Source organism: Vibrio orientalis CIP 102891 = ATCC 33934 (assembly GCF_000176235.1).
GTDB lineage: Bacteria > Pseudomonadota > Gammaproteobacteria > Enterobacterales > Vibrionaceae > Vibrio > Vibrio orientalis.
Genome location: NZ_ACZV01000004.1, coordinates 1,541,319 through 1,558,998, shown reverse-complemented (window position 1 = coordinate 1,558,998; position 17,680 = coordinate 1,541,319). Strand labels below are relative to the sequence as shown.

18 protein-coding genes are annotated in these 17,680 nt (G+C 44.8%); 7 read left to right on the top strand and 11 right to left on the bottom strand.

The features are described from left to right. Window positions 1–111: 111 nt before the first annotated feature. Window positions 112–435, top strand: a complete 324-nt coding sequence (gene fdxA, locus VIA_RS10490; protein ID WP_004416467.1) for a ferredoxin FdxA — start codon at window positions 112–114, stop codon at window positions 433–435. Window positions 436–757: 322 nt separating this feature from the next. Then, a complete protein-coding gene (locus VIA_RS10485) occupies window positions 758–1,936 on the top strand; it encodes a hypothetical protein (protein ID WP_004416468.1) in 1,179 nt (392 codons plus the stop codon). Between the two features lie 133 nt (window positions 1,937–2,069). On the opposite strand, the gene trmY is transcribed toward VIA_RS10485, so the two are convergent. The 3 genes from trmY to VIA_RS10470 all read right to left on the bottom strand — a co-directional run bounded on the left by trmY (window position 2,070) and on the right by VIA_RS10470 (window position 3,903). Next, window positions 2,070–2,672, bottom strand: a complete 603-nt coding sequence (trmY, locus tag VIA_RS10480) for a tRNA (pseudouridine(54)-N(1))-methyltransferase TrmY (protein WP_004412965.1) — start codon at window positions 2,670–2,672, stop codon at window positions 2,070–2,072. 187 nt (window positions 2,673–2,859) lie between these two features. After that, the gene (locus VIA_RS10475) at window positions 2,860–3,594 is read right to left on the bottom strand and encodes an RNA methyltransferase (RefSeq protein WP_004412964.1); all 735 of its coding nucleotides are present in this window, start codon (window positions 3,592–3,594) and stop codon (window positions 2,860–2,862) included. Window positions 3,595–3,681: 87 nt separating this feature from the next. Further along, window positions 3,682–3,903, bottom strand: a complete 222-nt coding sequence (locus tag VIA_RS10470; RefSeq protein ID WP_004412963.1) for a DUF6500 family protein — start codon at window positions 3,901–3,903, stop codon at window positions 3,682–3,684. 238 nt (window positions 3,904–4,141) lie between these two features. Between VIA_RS10470 and VIA_RS10465 the strand changes: the two genes are divergently transcribed. Then, window positions 4,142–4,726: an HD domain-containing protein gene (locus VIA_RS10465; RefSeq protein WP_174269810.1), complete on the top strand. Its 585-nt coding sequence runs from the start codon at window positions 4,142–4,144 to the stop codon at window positions 4,724–4,726. An 85-nt stretch (window positions 4,727–4,811) separates the two neighbouring features. Here VIA_RS10465 and VIA_RS10460 read toward each other — a convergent pair whose 3' ends face one another. After that, on the bottom strand, window positions 4,812–5,432 hold the full coding sequence (locus tag VIA_RS10460; RefSeq protein ID WP_004416470.1) for a LysE family translocator: 621 nt from the start codon (window positions 5,430–5,432) through the stop codon (window positions 4,812–4,814). Between the two features lie 202 nt (window positions 5,433–5,634). Here VIA_RS10460 and VIA_RS10455 point away from each other — a divergent pair, with 202 nt between their 5' ends. The 3 genes from VIA_RS10455 (at window position 5,635) to VIA_RS10445 (ending at window position 9,348) form a co-directional block, all read left to right on the top strand. After that, window positions 5,635–6,570, top strand: a complete 936-nt coding sequence (locus VIA_RS10455; RefSeq protein ID WP_004412960.1) for a LysR family transcriptional regulator — start codon at window positions 5,635–5,637, stop codon at window positions 6,568–6,570. 193 nt (window positions 6,571–6,763) lie between these two features. Continuing rightward, window positions 6,764–7,873 carry an NAD/NADP octopine/nopaline dehydrogenase family protein gene (locus tag VIA_RS10450; protein WP_004412959.1) on the top strand — a complete coding sequence of 370 codons (1,110 nt, stop codon included), beginning with the start codon at window positions 6,764–6,766 and terminating at the stop codon, window positions 7,871–7,873. Window positions 7,874–7,941: 68 nt separating this feature from the next. Beyond that, window positions 7,942–9,348, top strand: coding sequence for a YfcC family protein (locus tag VIA_RS10445; RefSeq protein ID WP_004412958.1), 1,407 nt, complete (start codon window positions 7,942–7,944; stop codon window positions 9,346–9,348). Between the two features lie 665 nt (window positions 9,349–10,013). On the opposite strand, the gene VIA_RS10440 is transcribed toward VIA_RS10445, so the two are convergent. The 3 genes from VIA_RS10440 to VIA_RS10430 all read right to left on the bottom strand — a co-directional run bounded on the left by VIA_RS10440 (window position 10,014) and on the right by VIA_RS10430 (window position 11,670). Then, window positions 10,014–10,259, bottom strand: a complete 246-nt coding sequence (locus VIA_RS10440; RefSeq protein WP_004412957.1) for an HP1242/YdcH family protein — start codon at window positions 10,257–10,259, stop codon at window positions 10,014–10,016. A gap of 136 nt (window positions 10,260–10,395) precedes the next feature. Further along, window positions 10,396–10,893 (bottom strand): GNAT family N-acetyltransferase, encoded by a 498-nt coding sequence (locus VIA_RS10435; protein ID WP_004412956.1) that lies wholly within the window; start codon window positions 10,891–10,893, stop codon window positions 10,396–10,398. A 9-nt stretch (window positions 10,894–10,902) separates the two neighbouring features. After that, window positions 10,903–11,670 carry a GNAT family N-acetyltransferase gene (locus tag VIA_RS10430; RefSeq protein ID WP_004412955.1) on the bottom strand — a complete coding sequence of 256 codons (768 nt, stop codon included), beginning with the start codon at window positions 11,668–11,670 and terminating at the stop codon, window positions 10,903–10,905. A 170-nt stretch (window positions 11,671–11,840) separates the two neighbouring features. Here VIA_RS10430 and yegD point away from each other — a divergent pair, with 170 nt between their 5' ends. Continuing rightward, the gene (gene yegD / locus VIA_RS10425; protein WP_004412954.1) at window positions 11,841–13,193 is read left to right on the top strand and encodes a molecular chaperone; all 1,353 of its coding nucleotides are present in this window, start codon (window positions 11,841–11,843) and stop codon (window positions 13,191–13,193) included. Between the two features lie 101 nt (window positions 13,194–13,294). Here yegD and yidZ read toward each other — a convergent pair whose 3' ends face one another. The 4 genes from yidZ to VIA_RS10405 form a co-directional block, all read right to left on the bottom strand. Further along, complete coding sequence (gene yidZ / locus VIA_RS10420) at window positions 13,295–14,248, bottom strand: HTH-type transcriptional regulator YidZ (protein ID WP_004412953.1); 954 nt, start codon at window positions 14,246–14,248, stop codon at window positions 13,295–13,297. Continuing rightward, complete coding sequence (locus VIA_RS10415) at window positions 14,223–15,413, bottom strand: MFS transporter (RefSeq protein ID WP_004412952.1); 1,191 nt, start codon at window positions 15,411–15,413, stop codon at window positions 14,223–14,225. The genes yidZ and VIA_RS10415 overlap by 26 nt, the downstream gene beginning before the upstream one ends. A 170-nt stretch (window positions 15,414–15,583) precedes the next feature. Then, entirely contained in the window at window positions 15,584–15,775 is a 192-nt protein-coding gene (locus tag VIA_RS10410; RefSeq protein WP_004412951.1) for a hypothetical protein, read from the bottom strand. Window positions 15,776–15,936: 161 nt separating this feature from the next. After that, window positions 15,937–17,490, bottom strand: a complete 1,554-nt coding sequence (locus tag VIA_RS10405) for a glutamate synthase-related protein (RefSeq protein ID WP_004412950.1) — start codon at window positions 17,488–17,490, stop codon at window positions 15,937–15,939. Window positions 17,491–17,680: the final 190 nt, after the last annotated feature.

The window sequence follows — 17,680 nt, the reverse complement described above, 5'->3', positions numbered from 1 at the left end:
CTAGAAAATAACATTCCTGATTTAGGATATTGAATTTTAGCTTGGGATGAGTATTATCCCCTATCTTCAAATTCACTAGGTCAACTGGCCTTAAACTTAAGAGCATTCATCATGGCGTTTGTCGTAACCGATAACTGTATCCAATGTAAATACACTGACTGTGTCTCTGTATGTCCGGCAGATGCATTCCATGAAGGACCAAACTTTATGGTCATCAACCCAATCGAGTGTATCGATTGTGGTCTGTGTGTTGATGAATGTGATGCTCATGCTATCTTCCAAGAAGATGAAGTGCCTGATGATCAAACCCTCTTCATTGAGCTAAATGCCGAGTTAGCTGAACTGTGGCCAGTCCAAACTGAAGTGAAGCCTGCGATGGATGAAGCTGAAAAGTGGAACGGCGTGCCTGATAAGTTAGGGATGCTTGAGAAATAGTGAGAAGTAACCATTTTTAAAGGGTTGACGAAAAACGTCAGCCCTTTTTTATATCGTCCCCCTCAAGAGTGACGGGAAATAGCCTCCCTCGTTTATATCACCAACAACCTTCAATGATTAACGTATGCATTTGTATGGAAACTGCATGCAATCCGTGACAATTAAAGCCTGTTCCTATCCTTCGTTTTTCCCTAACTTGTCGCCCATCACCCCCCTTCGATTCACTGAACACGTGACCTCATAGATAACACTAGAGCGTTAAAGTCAGTCCAGATAACTAGGGGGAAAAGCCACTTTAAACTATACGACAAGGGTACGGAAAATGAACCAAAACCAACGTATCGCCAGCCTTGATTTCCTAAGAGGAGTCATGATTTTCATGGCGGTATTTGAACATTACACAGGCTATTTAAATTACTGGTACGTAGACTTTTTTATCCGAGAAAGCGCCTACTGGAATGAGGTTTATTCTTCACACTTACCCATGGCAAATACGTTATTGCCAATGGATGCGTTAACAGGAACAGTCAGCGCCTATTTGGTTCCATGGGTGAGCCAGATATATCTTGCCTTAGCCAGTTTTAACCTTGCGATAAAACCGCAGAACCTTTTCAAACCACAACTTTTCCATAAGTTAATGTTATTTGGCGTCATTACACTCGTGTTATATTTCGAGGGTTTGATTGTGGCGCCTAATTTTGGTGAGGCTATTTCATTTTATCCAGTCATGCTTTGGATGCTCTTGTTGGCGCTGTTTTCTACAGTGTATGCACTAGCTGGCATTAAAGGTATGCTTGGTTTATCCCTACTAAGTCTATTGCTCGCTCCCCTCGGTTTCTCCGAAGCTCTTTCATATATTGAGTCTTCGATTCAGCATCTTGTGCACCCAGGCTTTGAGCTAGATGCACGTATTGACCTATTTATGACCAGTGGCTGTTTTGGCTTTATTTACGGTTGGTTCTGGCACCAGAAACCAAGCTCTCGCGCTCTTTGTAACCAAGTCGTTTTCACCTTGTCTGCAATTGCGATCGTCATTTATCTTAGCTTTGGTGAACCTATTGCCGTCGACATTACCAGTATTTATGCTGAAGAACATACTCTTGCAGAGGATTTTTTTGGCAAGTTTGGAATTTGGGGAATGGAGTTTTTAGTTATTAGTAGCGTGCTTCACTTACACCTTAAAGGGTTCAATTTGAATGTTCGCTTTATTAACTGGATAGGTATGTACTCTTTAACTGTGTTCATTTTTCACAAAGCTATCTTTGTGTTTCTTTGGGGACCACTGATGTTGCTCATCACAGCAAAGTTAGGCATAACATTGGTCAATAGTTTCTCTCTTGTATTCACACTGAGTAGCCTTTCCATTGTCATGATATACGTGCTCAAACGATCAGGTGTTGTCGATCACCTGATGGGAACTCATCAAGATAAAACGTGGGCTAACTCTTACCAACGCCGTGCTAATAAACCTCATGTAACTCAATTGCCAGCTATTAACTGAGCGATGCTTATTAACAGGTATGCGGCGCTTACTAAATCATTGATTCATTTAGCTTAGAAACGAGAACGGGTGTAGGGTTGGCGGTAAAGTGCCAACCCTTTTTTAATTGGCGTCACCCTCAAGAGTGAGATGCTTAGAATCCTCGTCGATCAAACTCATTATGTATAAGTACGATGCATTGAGACGCAAATAACATTTGAGGTCCGAGGCTGACTTTTTGTGTACCTAAGCGCTTTAGACTATTCCAACTCTTTTTCGGCATAGGAATGTGGTCAGTTAAGATAAAACAAGCCGAGCCGCTAAACGGTTCGTCACGAATATCCGTTCCTTTTTTATCAAGCAAGTAGAGCGTGTATTCTTCTGCTAAGCGCTGCACCAGTTTTTCAAAACTGATCGTCTCAACACTTAAACCTTCAGACACATCACGCAGCTCTTCTTTTTTCATGCCGACTGAATGTTCCAACGCTTTTGCGATTAAAGCGATCAAAGCCGATTCATGGAAGCCACCAATATCACGCAGTTGAGACGATTCAAAGCGTAGAGTACGTGAAAAATCTGACGTACTTTCAATAACCAAATAGACCGTCACATCATCACGATGAGATTGAGCGGTAAAAATCGAGTTCATCAATACATGAGCAAGAATTTCGGAATGAGCGTCAGCACCAACTCCCGCAACAAACGTTTTATGGTCAGTGGACGCGGCGCGAGCACGGATTACAAAGGCTTTATTCATAGATAACCATTAATTTAAAAAGTGACAGATGGTGCCCCGACTCATCCACTTAAAGGGAGTCGAAAACTTAACGAGATTCCTTACTCGCAACTTCGTTGCTCTAAGGAATGACTGCTTTGGGGAGAATTGAGACCACTTGAAGCGCAGCGATCAACCATCACTACGCTTTCTCAAATTCTAGGGTGCTTTAACTGTGCTGACGGCGCAAATTATCCAAGATAATGCCTGTCGCCATCGCTACGTTCAGTGACTCTGCACCGCCAAAAGCAGGAATGGTAATCTTATCGGTAACAAACTTAGCCGCTTGTTCACGAATACCGTGTGACTCACTGCCCATTAACAAAATGCCTTCAGCAGCAAAGTCAGTTCTATGCACGCTTTCACCTTCTAGAAACGCACCGTAAACTGGCAGGTTTGACTGCTCTAGATAGCTAGGTAAATCTAACTGACTCACCGTAACACGGCCAAAGCTGCCCATGGTTGCGCTGATGGTTTTCGGGTTGTATGGATCAGCACAGTCACTGCTTGCGACAATGTGTTTGATACCGTACCAGTCAGCAACACGAATAATGGTACCTAGATTGCCTGGATCCGACACGCCATCTAGCGCAATCATCAAACCCTGTGCTTTGGGTATTTCAATACTCGGGATTTCAACCACCGCAATCGCAGCGTTATTGCTTACCAGAGTGCTCGCTTTGGTTAAGTCATCAAGTGACGCTTCAATACACTCGAAATGACCAAGTTCACCCTGATGCTCTGTTAAGAACTCAGCAGTAGCAAAAACTTGCTTTACCTTCAGTGAGCTATTTGCCAACTCAAGTACGTTCTTCTCTCCTTGAACCAAAAACAGACCATGTGCTTTACGCTGTTTCTTTTGGCCAAGAGCTCGAAGTAATTTAAGTTGGTTTTTTGAAATCATAATCTATCCAAAGTAAGAGGGCTTAACCCAAATAAAAGCGCGGCAATTATAGAGTAAAGCTCAGCATAGCTAAAGAGGCGAAGCCATTTAACTCGGTTCAGATGAAACCATTTCAATGATTTTCTTTGCCTTCTCAAAATGGTCTAGATGATGAGTTTGAATCCACCATGTTGCCGCTTCCATCAGCAACTCAGGATCGTCGTTCTTATTGGCAAAGAAGGCATAAAATGAAACACCGACGCCATCACCCTTTTGCGCGATTTTCTTTTCACAAACCTGGATGATTTTATCTCTTAACGAACTACGCATTTTAATCCTTTTCTATTCCTTGTTTAATGAGCTAACCCTACTGAAATTACCTGTCACTCACAACCCTTGCCATTGCGTTTTGTAAGCCTGAGACATAGCCATAACCAAGACGATATTCTGCCGTCACATTGGTTTGGTGTTCCGTGTTAATATCTGAGTATCAATGACTTAATGGAGCACATTTGTGGATGTAGTTCAGCGTTTCGAACCTAAACTATTCGAATTTATCAGCCAAGAAATGGTGCAAGACCCTGCTCATGACCTTAGCCATGTAAAGAGAGTGGTCAAAACGGCGATTGAGTTATGCCAGCAAGAAAACGCTCGCATTGAAGTTGTGTTGCCTGCAGCTTACCTACACGACTGTTTTACCTTTGCCAAGAATCACCCTGAACGCGCTCAAAGCTCTACCATAGCTGCGGATAAAGCAACGCAGTTTTTGGCAAGTATTGATTATCCACGCGAGTTTCTCAGCGATATTCGCCATGCTATTTGCGCCCACAGTTACAGCGCTAATATCCCCCCGACTACGATTGAAGCCAAGGTTGTGCAAGATGCAGATAGATTGGATGCACTCGGTGCAGTAGGGATAGCACGCTGCTTACAAGTCAGTGCTAGCTTTGGCGCAAGTCTTTACCAAGTCGATGATCCGTTTTGTGCCAATCGCGAATTAGACGACAGAAACTACACCATTGATCACTTCTACAATAAGCTGTTTAAGCTAGAAGCCATGATGAATACGGCATCAGCAAAACTAGAAGCGAGAAAAAGAACGCAGTATATGGAAGGCTTTCTTAACCAACTGAAAGATGAAATTGAAAGATAAGCCCACCGTTTATCATTCTCGTATCTCAGTAAACAGCTGTTTGTTCATCAAATAATACTGCCTGAAGAGGCGAATACTGCGTGATTCAGCTTGCTAATAACCAAATACCGACACCCATCATCAACGTACCAGCGATGCGGTTCATCAAACGGACATTTTGCGATTGACCAAGCAGACGCTTTAAGCCTTTACCACCTGTGGCATAAAGCGTCATACAGATGAACTCAAACAATAGAATAATTGACACCAATACAATCAACTGAGGCGTAAGATCGGAGTTTTGGTCAATGAAAGGAGGCAATAGAGAGATCATAAACGCCCAGCCTTTCGGGTTAGCAATCGCCGTTACAAAGCCTTGAGCGACCAAACCCCAGTCACTTTGCGGGGCAGACTCTTGCTGATCGACATTAATGGCTAACTTGCCGCGAGAACGCCACATTTGCACGCCCAGATAACATAGATAACCGCCACCCACCAGCTTCAACGCCACGAACAACCAAGGATAATTGAGCATCACTGCCGCGATACCTAACACAGCAGCAACCGCGACTAAACCAACACCCACTAGCTCTCCGGCCATCATCCAGAGTGTACGTCTATAGCCGATACTCATTCCTAAAGTCAGAGCTAACGTCATGCACATACCTGGTGTGATAGAGACAAAAAAGAAAGTCGGAATAAACATTCCCAGCAAAGCGGTATTCATAATGGTGTCTTTATCAATAATTAAATTTATCAAGCGAGATTAGCATGCTTCTCAGGGAAGGTAACCTGAGATTTTGTAGTATGGTGTTTGTCCTCCCTATCGACCACTGCCTATCTAATTTATCAAGGCAGTATCAAAGAAATTATCTTTGAACCCTGCTAACGTACGCCAAATTTTGCTTTTGGTACATGAGCCCTATCTGATGAAATTAACCCAGTTGAATGCGTTTAAAGCGGTAGTCGAATGTCAAACCGTGACAGCTGCGGCAGATCGTTTGAGCTTGAGTCAACCCGCGGTAAGCCGCTTACTCTCTGGTTTAGAGCAACGTATTGGCTTTCAACTCTTTATTCGCAAAGGCAATCGGCTTGAACTCAGTGATGAAGGACAAGCCTTTTATCTTGAAGTTGCTAAAGTATTCGACGCGGTATCTGGATTGTCACAATCAGCATCTTCGATTCGCTCACGCCACTTCGGTAGTTTAAATATCGCGGCGATGCCACTACTGTCTAATGCATTCCTGCCCCGCATCTTAGCGACCTTTCTCAAACAAACTGGCAAGACAAAAATCAGCTTCAAAACATACCGCTCAGAGGAAGTGGTGAATCGAATTCAAAGTCAAACTACCGATATCGGCTTCGCCTTTGTTGACGAACATCTTGCCGGGGTAAAAGCACAGAAAGTGGAATGTGAGTGTGTGTGTTTAATTCCGGTGACTTCCCCGCTTGCCAAGCGTACGGTAATTGATCTGTACGACATCGCAGGTCAGGTATTGATTCGCCACGAGCGAGATATGACCCAAAGACGTGTTGACGCATTACTACGTCGCTACAACCTATCGACGATCGAGCAAATTGAAGTATCTCTTGCCAGTACCGCAGCAGCGTTAGTTCGTGAAGGTATCGGAATTGCAATAACCGATCCCTTTACGGCTCACATCGAAAGTGAGAATGCTAACGTGGTCATGCGTCCGTTGGTGTTTAGCTTACCTTTTGAATTTGACATTCTTTACCCTGCACTCAAACCCATTCACCGTCATGCGGAACAATTTATAGAGCACTTTATGCTGCTAGCCGATCAAATGGACATCTACCTGAAAGTGGGGCCAATGCGAGACCTCAACGAACAGTTGCAAACGTGACTTCACAGTTACACAGCGAGCAAATAGCGTAAGCGAATAAAGTTTAAGTTTTTATATTTCAAACAGTTAAAACGAAAACAAGATAACAGCATTACCTTTTTGCATACTAGTCTACAACTTTGTCATTGGCGAATTAGCGTCGTAATTCCTTAGTCTGATAACGGTTAAATCAGACATCAATAAGGATAGATTTATGAAACCTCGTGTGTCAGTTATCGGATCTGGCAATGCTGGTCTTACAGCGGCTTATCACTTCACATTAAATGGTGCAGATGTATGTTTGTACGGTGCACCCGGATATGACCAACCACTCACAGATATCGAACATCACGGCGGTATTCGTGCCTTGGAGAGCTTTAACGATGCGCCACTGACCTACGCGGGATTCGAGAAATGCGATAAAGTCAGTCGTGATTTAGCCGAAACGCTCGCTTACGCCGATATTCTCGTTTTGCCAGTTCCATCTTTTGCTCAAGAACCTTTGTTCATCGAAATGTTGCCCCACCTTCGAGATGGTCAGATTATCATGCTAATGCCTGGCAACTACGGTTCCTTGGTTCTCAACCGGATCAAAAAAGAGCAAGGCTATCACTCGCTTGATGTCACCTTTGTTGACGCAATTTCTATCCCATGGGCAACGCGTATTGTTGGTCCAGCCGAAATCGCAATTTTGGGTATGAAGCAGTTTCTTCCCGTCGCGGCTTTTCCGGCAGATCGAATCACTCACGCAATTGAAAGACTTCAACGTGTGATGCCGTTACCACTTAAACCTCTGAGAAATGTCATTGAGGCTGGTTTGGAGAATGTTAACTTTGGTGGTCACCCACTTCTCACCACGTTGAATATGGGCTTGCTTGAAAACTTTGACGGTAAGTTCAATTACTACAAAGATTGCTGCTCGGTCTCGACCGCAAAAGCGGCAGCGGTGATGGAAGCCGAACGTCAATCTATCGGTAATGCACTTGGGTTGGAGCTTCAATCTGAACTCAATGCGATGAATGCTTTATACGACATGGATTGTGAGAGTGTGTATGAAGTAAACCGTACCTCGGAAACTCACGGTAAACTCAACAGTGCACCGAATTCTGCCAGTAACCGTTACATCACCGAGGATGCTGCCTACCTTTTAGTTCCTTGCTACGAGTTCGCTCAACTGCTGGAGATCAACACACCGATCATCACCTCATGTTTGCATATCGATAATGCTTACAACGATACCAACTATTTTGAAAATGGAAGAACACTAAAACTCATGGGGTTAGACAACAAGTCTGCTCAAGAAATTATGGACTTCGTTAGTTAAACCGTGGAGCACGTATTCGTGACCAAAAATTTATGGGCTTCGTGCCCATAAAATAAGAGGACAACCCTATGACAAAACTAAAATTTCCTTCCGCTTATACAATTTTAATGTTGCTCACGGTATTGATGGCAATCTTAACTTGGGCAATTCCAGCGGGTCAGTACCAAATGGAAACCAACGAAACCTTAGGAAAAATGGTTCCTGTGGTTGGTACTTATCAAACCGTTGAGCCTAATCCGCAAGGATTAGTCGATATCCTGATGGCTCCGATTCAAGGCTTCTATGACCCTATCAGCTATACTGCACGAGCCGTTGACGTTGCACTGTTTGTTTTGGTTATTGGTGGCTTTCTTTCGGTCGTTACTCAGACCGGAGCTATTGATGCGGGTATCGCTGGCACGATGAAACGTCTAACCGGACGTGAGAAATGGATGATTCCAATCCTAATGGGCCTTTTTGCTCTTGGCGGCACTGTGTATGGCATGGCGGAAGAAACAATCCCTTTTTACGCTCTTTTAATTCCGGTCATGATCGCCGCAGGTTACGATAGCATCGTTGGCGTTGCCATCATCATGATTGGCGCAGGGATCGGTTGCTTAGGTTCGACCATCAACCCGTTTGCAACAGTCATCGCTTCTAACGCAGCAGAAATCAATTTTATGGAAGGTTTTGCGCTACGTGCGACCATTTTGGTACTTGGTTGGATTGCCTGCGTGGTCTACGTGATGCGCTACGCTGAAAAAGTGAAACAAAACCCAGAACTGTCAATTGTTGCCCACCAGCGAGAATCTAACCTCGATCACTTCTTACACGGTAAGCAACAACAAACCCCAGAGTTCACCATTACTCGAAAGATTGTATTGGCCATTTTTGGCATTACCTTTGTGATTATGATGTGGGGTGTATCCATCGCCGGTTGGTGGATGGCAGAGCTATCTGCGTTATTCATAGGTTCAAGTATTGTGGTCGGATTCGTCGCGCGTATGTCAGAAACTGAAGTTACCGAAAGTTTCGTCAACGGTGCTCGTGACTTACTTGGCGTGGCATTGATCATCGCCATCGCTCGTGGCCTTGTTGTCGTCATGGATAACGGCAATATCACCCATACAATTTTAAACTACGCTGAAGGCTTACTTGGCGGGCTGCACGAAGTTGCATTTATCAATGCTATCTATTGGATTGAAATAGTCATGTGTCTCGTCGTCCCTTCATCATCGGGTTTGGCAGTGCTATCAATGCCGATCCTAGCTCCACTAGCTGACTTTGCTGGTGTTAGCCGTGAACTCGTTGTAACCGCTTACCAATCAGCATCAGGGCTGCCAAACCTCGTCACACCGACATCAGGCGTTGTGATGGGCGGCTTGGCAATAGGACGTGTAGCCTACCCACTATGGTTAAAGTTCATCGGTCCATTGCTAGCAATACTGACTGCTATGGTGATGACACTATTGAGCTTAGGTGTTGTATTTAGTTAATACCATAGCCAGCGTGACTTAAAAGCTTGATCAAAGCGGGAGCCCATATAGCTCCCGTTTTTTGATTACGCAGTGGTTAAACTTTCTGTAAAGATTGAGGGGACAGATAAAGTTTGTGAACTCTCAGGGATGCAACAACAAGATTTGAGTACTTTAACTGAAAGTACGACGCCTGACGCTGAATCAATTCCTGAAGCCGTTCTGAGTACTAACCAAGCTATTTAAAGAAATATTTAAGTAACTAGGCGTTGAATGCATGTCGAACTTACCCCAATGATACAACTCGGGAATTTGCAACAAACATCATTAGAAGAATGGATAACTTTTAGTAAGGCAAAAGCTCATGAACAGAATGTTAATGGGGTAAAAGATCGACCAAACTATGGACCAAGAATAAGTCAGCACAAACTCCACTGACTCAATGGGAGTAAATATTCACGCCATGAGGTTCCCTGCTCCTTCCTTCGTCGTTCTATGGAATGACCGAAAATAACGCGCGCCTTCCCTTTACTGTGGCTTGAAAACAATAAAGGGTCTATGTCTGTACCTGTCATCCTCAAGAGGGAGGGACGACCGAGTTGGGGATCTGTAACTCTATTGGTTAATTTTATTTAGTTACAACGCAAAAAAGAGCGACGAATCGCTCTTTTTCTTCAATCATTTCGCTACTGATGAGCTGTGAGAATACGCTGGTGAAGATTATCTTTCAGCATCGCTCTATCGTGTTTCATTTGATGCATATCTTCATCGCTGATCGGAGAGTCTTTTAACTCTAACGTCCTAATCTCCTTATCTAGCCCGTCGTACGTTTTCATGTCTTTCAAAAACGCTTCGTTCATCTTTGCTAGAGCAAGAATCGTCTCTTTAAATTCCGAAAACTCACTAAGTAATGAATGATCTTCACCTAACATAGTTACCCCTTTCGTTTGTGATAGCAAAATGCCGATTTTAGCCGAATAAACTGGTTACTATGCGTACTACACTACCACCTAGAATCGCGCCTAACTGAGACCAAGATCGCCTCTTTACACATCCGTACTGACGGTATCAATTTCGATAAAAAGCGTAACGTCTGACACGTCCTTCACTTGGGTCTTCAAACTCCCCTAAGAACTCGCCAGAACACGCTTCAATCACTCTGCGAGAAGCCGTATTATTGACATCGCATGTCACTATCGCACGCTCGTCAATGGCATTTTCTACAACCCAAGACAACAGATATTTAGCCACGCCTCGCCCACGAGCTGAAGGTCGAGTTTCATAACCGATATGACCGATCACATTTTCAACCCACTCATTGTTGCCGTTGCGAACCCGGATTGCCCCTAATACTTTGTCATTCTCAACACAGTAGTAGGTTGTACTTGGAAGCCAACCCTCAGGGAGATCGGCGCAGTCAGCGCTTTTTCTCGCAACAAGGCTTGCTAAATACCCCTTAGGATCCGCAATGACACGCTCATACATGGGAATACCCGCTGCAGAACACTCATTCGCATAGTCAAGTAAGGTTGCATGCAGATCTACGTTGGCTTCGATAACGTTCATAGTCTCTCCTTAGGAAGGATTAAACTCATAGCCCGTAGTATGAGTGACAAATTGAAAACCGTACTTCTCTACGATAGGTCGGCTCATATCAGAGGCATCAATCGTGAGATACTTTTTTCCTCTTGCCTTGGCTTCCACAATACGCTTGTTAAGCAACAACGAGTAGTAACCTTGACCCCGATGCGCTTCTACCGTGCTCCCACCCCAAATGCCGGCAAACGGACTCTCACCATTAAAGGTTAACCATGCTGAGGTTACGGGCTCACCTTGGTGATACACGACATAAATGGAAATCGCATCCGGATCTTGCTGCTTTAAACTCAACAAATGCTGAAATTGCCAATCAAAGTTGCCACCCCAAACTTGCTCTTGAACACGAATGGCATCACGTATTCCTTGCTCATCATGCACTTCAGTAAACAGTGATTCATCAGTGGGTTTAGCGGTAATTGCTGTCAGATCCACCACCATAAACGCTTCTTTATCCGCTTGCTCAAAGCCATTGTTTAACAAGCGCTGTTGGATATCTGAGGGTAAGTCTGTGTCGTAAGTTTTCCACTCAAAACATTTACCAAGATGGCTAAAAAACGCCTTCTCTCGATCAATCACCGCTTGAGCATTGTCTACGGTCAACGAGAAATAGGCGATGTAGCTGCCATATTGCTGTGGCGAAACAAAGCGGACCAATTCTGGGGTATCCACTTTCTTTCCCCCTTGCGCACTAAACTGCTGCCTTTCAAACTGGTTATATTCCAGCATCACTTGTCGGGTATCCATACCACCTCTCAAAAACCATTAGACTAATACAATCAATGAATTAGAAACGAATATATTCACTTAGATTACTATAAGTTGGCAACAATAAACATGCTTAACAAATCGCCAGTAGCATTCATTTTCACATTAAGGTAGCATTGCCGACCTTTTTTCAATGGTAGGAGGTTCGAATGTTTATTGGCTTTGACTATGGAACAGCAAATTGCTCAGTGGCAAAAATGGAGCAAGGAGAGCCAAAGCTGCTCAAACTGGAAGGCGACAGCGTTTATATTCCTTCTACCCTATCCGCCCCTAGCCGTGAAGCGGTCGCTGAATATCTGTTCAAGTATCGCGATATCAAACCGCTGGATAATATCGGCGAACAGGTGCTGCGCAGAGCAATCAACATTAATCGCGAAGAAGGGATAGAGTTTATTGCCGATGAGGTTGCATTTGGTCAAGCGGCACTGGACCACTACCTGCAAGATCCGAGTGAGAGTTACTACGTTAAGTCACCAAAATCATTCTTAGGCGCCTCAGGCCTGCGTGATGTCCAGGTGAGCTTTTTTGAAGATCTGGTATGCGCGATGATGGATAACATCAAGCGCAAAGCAGAAAGCGATGCTCAGCACACCATCACAGATACCGTCATTGGTCGCCCAGTTAACTTTCATGGTCGTGACAGCGAAGCGGCTAACCGTCAGGCAGAAAACATTCTTCTTAAAGCGGCAACGCGTGCGGGCTTTAAAAATGTCGAGTTTCAGTTTGAACCTGTTGCGGCAGGGCTTGAGTACGAAGCGTCACTTAGCGACAACAAGACCGTTCTGGTGGTCGATATCGGCGGTGGTACGACAGACTGTTCATTGATTGAGATGGGCCCATGCTGGCGCGGTAAAGCAGACAGAACACAAAGTCTGTTGGCGCACAGCGGTCAGCGCGTCGGAGGGAATGATCTCGATATCGCCCTTGCCTTTAAACAGTTAATGACACCATTTGGCCTTGGCAGTAAAACCACGGCCAATATCGTTATGCCAACCATTCAGTTCTGGAACCCAATCGCGATCAACAGTGTTGATGCACAGGCCGATTTCTATTCTCGCGCCAACTTGGCGACGTTAAAGCTGTTGAAGAAAGAAGCGCAAGAGCCTGAAAAACTCGCTCGCCTTCTGGAAGTTTTTCACGAAACGCTCGGCTACCGATTAGTTCGCCAAGCAGAAGAAGCCAAGATCGCTCTGTCTGACCACGCGCACTATCGCGGTGTTATCCAATTATTGTCCGAGCAATTGGAAGTGGACATCCACTTTGAAGATATGACCGATGCGATAGAAACGCCCAAGCAGAAAATGGCTGAACTGGTTAAAGAAGCCGTGGAACAAGGCAATGTTAAGCCGGATGCGATCTTTATGACCGGAGGTTCTGCGCGCTCACCGATTTTACGCGGTGCGGTCCAACAAACCTTACCCAATATTGAAGTAGTGTCTGGTAACTACTTTGGTTCGGTCACGGCTGGACTCGCGCGCTGGGCTGAGGTGTGCTTTAAATAAATCGCTTAACGGGCACAGCTACACAAGAAATCGCCTCAAGTACGGCTTGAGGCGATTTACAATGTAAATTCATATTTAACACACCTTACCTTCACCTACTACTATTCTTGGTAGAGACTTTTGAGCGTTTCTCTTAACCAAGTAATCTTAGGGTTTTGATTGTTACGCTTATGCCAAATCATGGTAAATGGAATCACTAACTTGTGCTGATATTCCTCTCCAATTGGAATCGGTAACGCGACTAGATCTGGGTGAATCTGCTGGCAATAGCGCTGACAATATTTAGGCGCGGTAGTGAGCATCTCATGCCCCGGCTTCTCTGCGACGAACAGCGCTTGCTCAAAAGTCGCCATGGTAACTCTTACATCTCTTACAAGACCTTGTTCAATGAGTATTTCATCAAGCGCCCATTCTTCACTTTTTTCCCAAATCACATTGATATGCGAGTAGCTTAGAAAGGTCTCTAAGTTCCACTCTTGCTCTAATGCTGAGTGATCTTTACGTAAGTAAACCAGAGGAAGATCGGAAAACAGCACCTCAAAGTTGATGAAGTATGGCAGCAAATTTAATGACTCTTTGGAACGAGGGTGGCTCTCACGGCCAGTGAAACCAATATCAACTTCTCCACGCGTTATGGCATCAACCGAATCATAGTCCCAGTTGTAGAACTTAACTTTTGAGTCTGGATAGGTTTTATGGATACGACTGGTCAGCTCATCAACCATAATTAATGATAAAGGCGATTCAACACTTAGATTAAAGCGCACACCAGTAGGCGCTGCATCACCACGACGAGAGATAAGCTCAGTGCCGATCTGGGTCCAATCAGACAAACTTTCTTCCATACTCGTCGCAAGGGTCGTTGGCTTAAGTCCCTGCGGAGTATTAACAAACAGTGGATCACCGAACCAATCTCTCAACTTGGCCAAGGATTTACTCACCGTTGAAGGAGTAACATTGAGTTTTTTCGCGGTTTTAGTGACACTCTGCTCCTGCAATAACAATTGCAGAGTGAACAACAAATTTAGGTCAAGACGGGCAAGAGATTTCTTCATGGCATTCACTAGAGTGCTGATTTGAAACTAATAATATTAGACAGAGACCGACAACACTACCCATCGCCAGAGCAATAAACAACATCATCACTGCAGAAACGCCGAGTAAAGCCATCACCCAGATGTAGAATGCCGAAAAAGAAACCTGAGCAATACCTAGCATGGAACTCGCAAGACCTGCTTTGCGAGAAAATAGACTGAGGGCCTGACTCATCGCGACACCAAAGCCGAGCGAAAATCCCATACTAACCAATACAAAACCCAGCATGTAAAGAGTCGAGCTATCGCCATTCACGTGAGCCGCGAGAATAGCGATAGCCGACATCATGATTATTACTTGCGACGCTATCAGTAATGTTTTTTGCTTGAAGTAACTCAGGAAGATCGGCGCAGAAAATGAAGTCGACATCCCTACCATGGCAAGTAAAGCCATCGCCATCGAGTACTCACCACGAGTGAAATTAAGTGTATCCATTACGATCATTGGAGAGGTGTTCACATAAGAAAGTATCGCCGTCACCCCCAATGCAGTGAACAAGACTCGTGAAATAAAGAATCGATTGAATAACGACTCTTGGCTGTCAGCCTCTTTACTTACCTCCGTTCGAGTCTGCTGTGGCAAGGTCTCTTTCAGTATTACCGTCGCGATAAAACCTACCGCGAGTCCCATCATTGTCATGACAGTAAAAAGGGCTGGCCACGGAAACTTAAGCATAATTAGATGACCAATTACGGGCGCCAACACAGGGATCATGCAAGTAATACCATTGAGCATCGACAGCACTTTAGCTCGCTTATGGTCATCTAATGTGTCTCGTAAAATGGCAAAGGCCACGACGTAACAACAAGCGGCTCCAACCCCTTGGAAAAATCGCATCACAAGAAAGCTGTCACTGGTTTCTGACACTCCAGCCAGCATTGAAGCAATCGAAAATATCACCGCACCTGCCATTGCTACCGGTTTTCGGCCAAAACGATCAGCAAGGCGACCAACAAACAGCATTGTCGTCGCCATACCTGCAAGATAGATTGAGAATGCGATATGGAGTTGCGACTCGCTCGCCGCCAGATCTTTCGCAATTTGAGGCAGTGCGACCAAGTAAAGATCAATCGCGGTTGGATAAAGCAGTACAAAGGCAAAACTGCATAAAAGGAATCGGGACATCGTGGTTCGCTCACAGTAATCGTTTGCGAAGATAATATGTCAATGAAGGGAAATTAGCGTGTTGCCATTGTGACAACAGGTATTTCCAGTTACGACATCGCTAAAGTGATCCATTCATACCTAAATGGATCACTTTACCAACAAGTACTAACGTATTTGAGCTGAGTAGGTTACTTTACGCCACCATGCTCAGCTTGGAGATCTTGGTTTTTATGATAGAGGTGAGCTTGATTTCTCTCAATCAGCACCATGGCTAGCAGAGGATTCAGCGCACGTACCTCCCCTTTTAAGTAAGGGACTGGAATATCCCACGGGTTATTTTGGTACATACCTTCTTCATCAAACTGGACAAAAAAATTCATGCTTACCTCCAACCATAAACGCATCAAGCACCCGTTAATTTTAGTTGGTAATTTATAATTTTATTAGTAAGGTAATTCAAAGATTGAACAGGATGTTTCTTAATCCTTACTATTCAATATATTATCGGTAAACTTTAGCGAGAGTACTAACTCAAAACCATTTAATTTTGGGTTAAGTCCACCACTCCAGAATATCGAACTCCCGCAAGGTGGGCCATTTCCCGATCCCAAGTCGCAAGGTCATAACGATTAAACTGACTCAACTGATGGTGACCACACGCCCTTGCCATTACACTCATCAACTCGGTTGACGCTTCAAAGAAGTTCTTCAATTGATTGGACGCCTTATCGATATTGAGCCTTTGTCTTAAGTCCGCTTTTTGCGTCGCAATCCCAGCGGGACAATTGTTGGTGTTACACATTCTTGCCGCAACACAACCAATCGACTGCATGGCACTATTGGAAATCGCCACACCATCAGCCCCTAACGCCATCGCTTTAACAAAATCCATTGGCACTCGCAGACCTCCGGTAATGATCAAGGTAACCCGACCACTAGCGCCGACTTTGTCCAAATAAGCTCTGGCTCTGGCTAGAGCAGGAATGGTCGGCACGCTGATATGATCACGGAACATTTCCGGCGCGGCGCCCGTGCCGCCCCCTCTGCCATCTAAGATGATGTAATCAGCACTGGCATCTAAAGCAAATTGAATATCTTCCTCGATATGGTTAGCGCTGAGCTTAAAACCAATCGGGATACCGCCAGTGACTTCTCTGACTCGATTGGCAAACTGCTTAAAATCTTCGGTGGTTGTTAAGTCTTTAAATGTTGGTGGAGATATCGCTGCCGTTCCCGCCTCTATGCCGCGAACTTGGGCAATCTTACCAATATTCTTGGCGCCCGGAAGATGGCCTCCGGTTCCGGTTTTCGCGCCTTGACCACCTTTAAAATGAAACGCCTGAACATTCTTCAGCTTTGACTCATCATAACCAAACCCGGCACTGGCTAACTCATAGAAATAGCGTGAGTTTGCTGCCTGCTCTTCTGGCAACATTCCGCCCTCGCCCGAGCAAATGCCTGTACCGGCAAGCTCAGCCCCTTTGGCTAAAGAGACTTTCGCTTCTTCAGATAGCGCACCAAAACTCATGTCAGAGACAAACAACGGGATATTCAGTTTAAGCGGCTTTTTCGCTTGCGGGCCAATAATCAGCTCTGTAGCGACTGGCACATCTTCCATTAATGGCTTGCTCGCCATCTGCGCCACCATCACTTGAATGTCATCCCAATGGGGCAGTAAATGTCGTGGTACACCCATAGAGGTCATTGGGCCGTGATGTCCCACTTTGGCTAAACCTTCTCGCGCCAACTGATGAATAAATTCAACCGTGGGTTCTTCTTTGGTTGCACTTGCTGCTGGAGCGACATCAATGGTTTGGATCTGAACCCCTGGGCCTTCCTTGCAAACATCTGCATCAGTAAATTGCTTATGGGCTCCATCACAAAACGGTGGATTCTGGGTATGTTTACAGCGACATAGGTAGGCATCGCCACTCTCTTCAGTAGTGAAGGCTTTGGGTTTAAAGCCCGTCCCTGCATGAGAGCCATCGCAGTATGGTTGATTGCTAGAACGGCCGCAAGTACAGAAGTAATTCTCTTCCCCGGCAGTGAGTTCGACTTTGATTGGTTTGTTTGCAGCTATAACAGGTTTGCTCATCACGTTATCCATTATTATTGGGTTTATAGTTATGGGATAAAGTAAAGGCACAAAAGTTGGGGATTACAATTTTTGCCGACTCAAAGCTAGTCACTCATGGCTGCGAATTAGAATCGAAAATGAGCGGCTATCTAAAACAAAAACGCCTCCATCTGATTCAGAATAGAGGCGCTTTGGAAACCGTGGGATA

Bases quoted from the DNA above. Each gene is read 5' to 3' on its own strand.
- fdxA (WP_004416467.1), top strand. From the start codon at position 112: ATGGCGTTTGTCGTAACCGATAACTGTATCCAATGTAAATACACTGAC.
- VIA_RS10485 (WP_004416468.1), top strand. From the start codon at position 758: ATGAACCAAAACCAACGTATCGCCAGCCTTGATTTCCTAAGAGGAGTC.
- trmY (WP_004412965.1), bottom strand. From the start codon at position 2,672: ATGAATAAAGCCTTTGTAATCCGTGCTCGCGCCGCGTCCACTGACCAT.
- VIA_RS10475 (WP_004412964.1), bottom strand. From the start codon at position 3,594: ATGATTTCAAAAAACCAACTTAAATTACTTCGAGCTCTTGGCCAAAAG.
- VIA_RS10470 (WP_004412963.1), bottom strand. From the start codon at position 3,903: ATGCGTAGTTCGTTAAGAGATAAAATCATCCAGGTTTGTGAAAAGAAA.
- VIA_RS10465 (WP_174269810.1), top strand. From the start codon at position 4,142: ATGGTGCAAGACCCTGCTCATGACCTTAGCCATGTAAAGAGAGTGGTC.
- VIA_RS10460 (WP_004416470.1), bottom strand. From the start codon at position 5,432: ATGAATACCGCTTTGCTGGGAATGTTTATTCCGACTTTCTTTTTTGTC.
- VIA_RS10455 (WP_004412960.1), top strand. From the start codon at position 5,635: ATGAAATTAACCCAGTTGAATGCGTTTAAAGCGGTAGTCGAATGTCAA.
- VIA_RS10450 (WP_004412959.1), top strand. From the start codon at position 6,764: ATGAAACCTCGTGTGTCAGTTATCGGATCTGGCAATGCTGGTCTTACA.
- VIA_RS10445 (WP_004412958.1), top strand. From the start codon at position 7,942: ATGACAAAACTAAAATTTCCTTCCGCTTATACAATTTTAATGTTGCTC.
- VIA_RS10440 (WP_004412957.1), bottom strand. From the start codon at position 10,259: ATGTTAGGTGAAGATCATTCATTACTTAGTGAGTTTTCGGAATTTAAA.
- VIA_RS10435 (WP_004412956.1), bottom strand. From the start codon at position 10,893: ATGAACGTTATCGAAGCCAACGTAGATCTGCATGCAACCTTACTTGAC.
- VIA_RS10430 (WP_004412955.1), bottom strand. From the start codon at position 11,670: ATGGATACCCGACAAGTGATGCTGGAATATAACCAGTTTGAAAGGCAG.
- yegD (WP_004412954.1), top strand. From the start codon at position 11,841: ATGTTTATTGGCTTTGACTATGGAACAGCAAATTGCTCAGTGGCAAAA.
- yidZ (WP_004412953.1), bottom strand. From the start codon at position 14,248: ATGAAGAAATCTCTTGCCCGTCTTGACCTAAATTTGTTGTTCACTCTG.
- VIA_RS10415 (WP_004412952.1), bottom strand. From the start codon at position 15,413: ATGTCCCGATTCCTTTTATGCAGTTTTGCCTTTGTACTGCTTTATCCA.
- VIA_RS10410 (WP_004412951.1), bottom strand. From the start codon at position 15,775: ATGAATTTTTTTGTCCAGTTTGATGAAGAAGGTATGTACCAAAATAAC.
- VIA_RS10405 (WP_004412950.1), bottom strand. From the start codon at position 17,490: ATGAGCAAACCTGTTATAGCTGCAAACAAACCAATCAAAGTCGAACTC.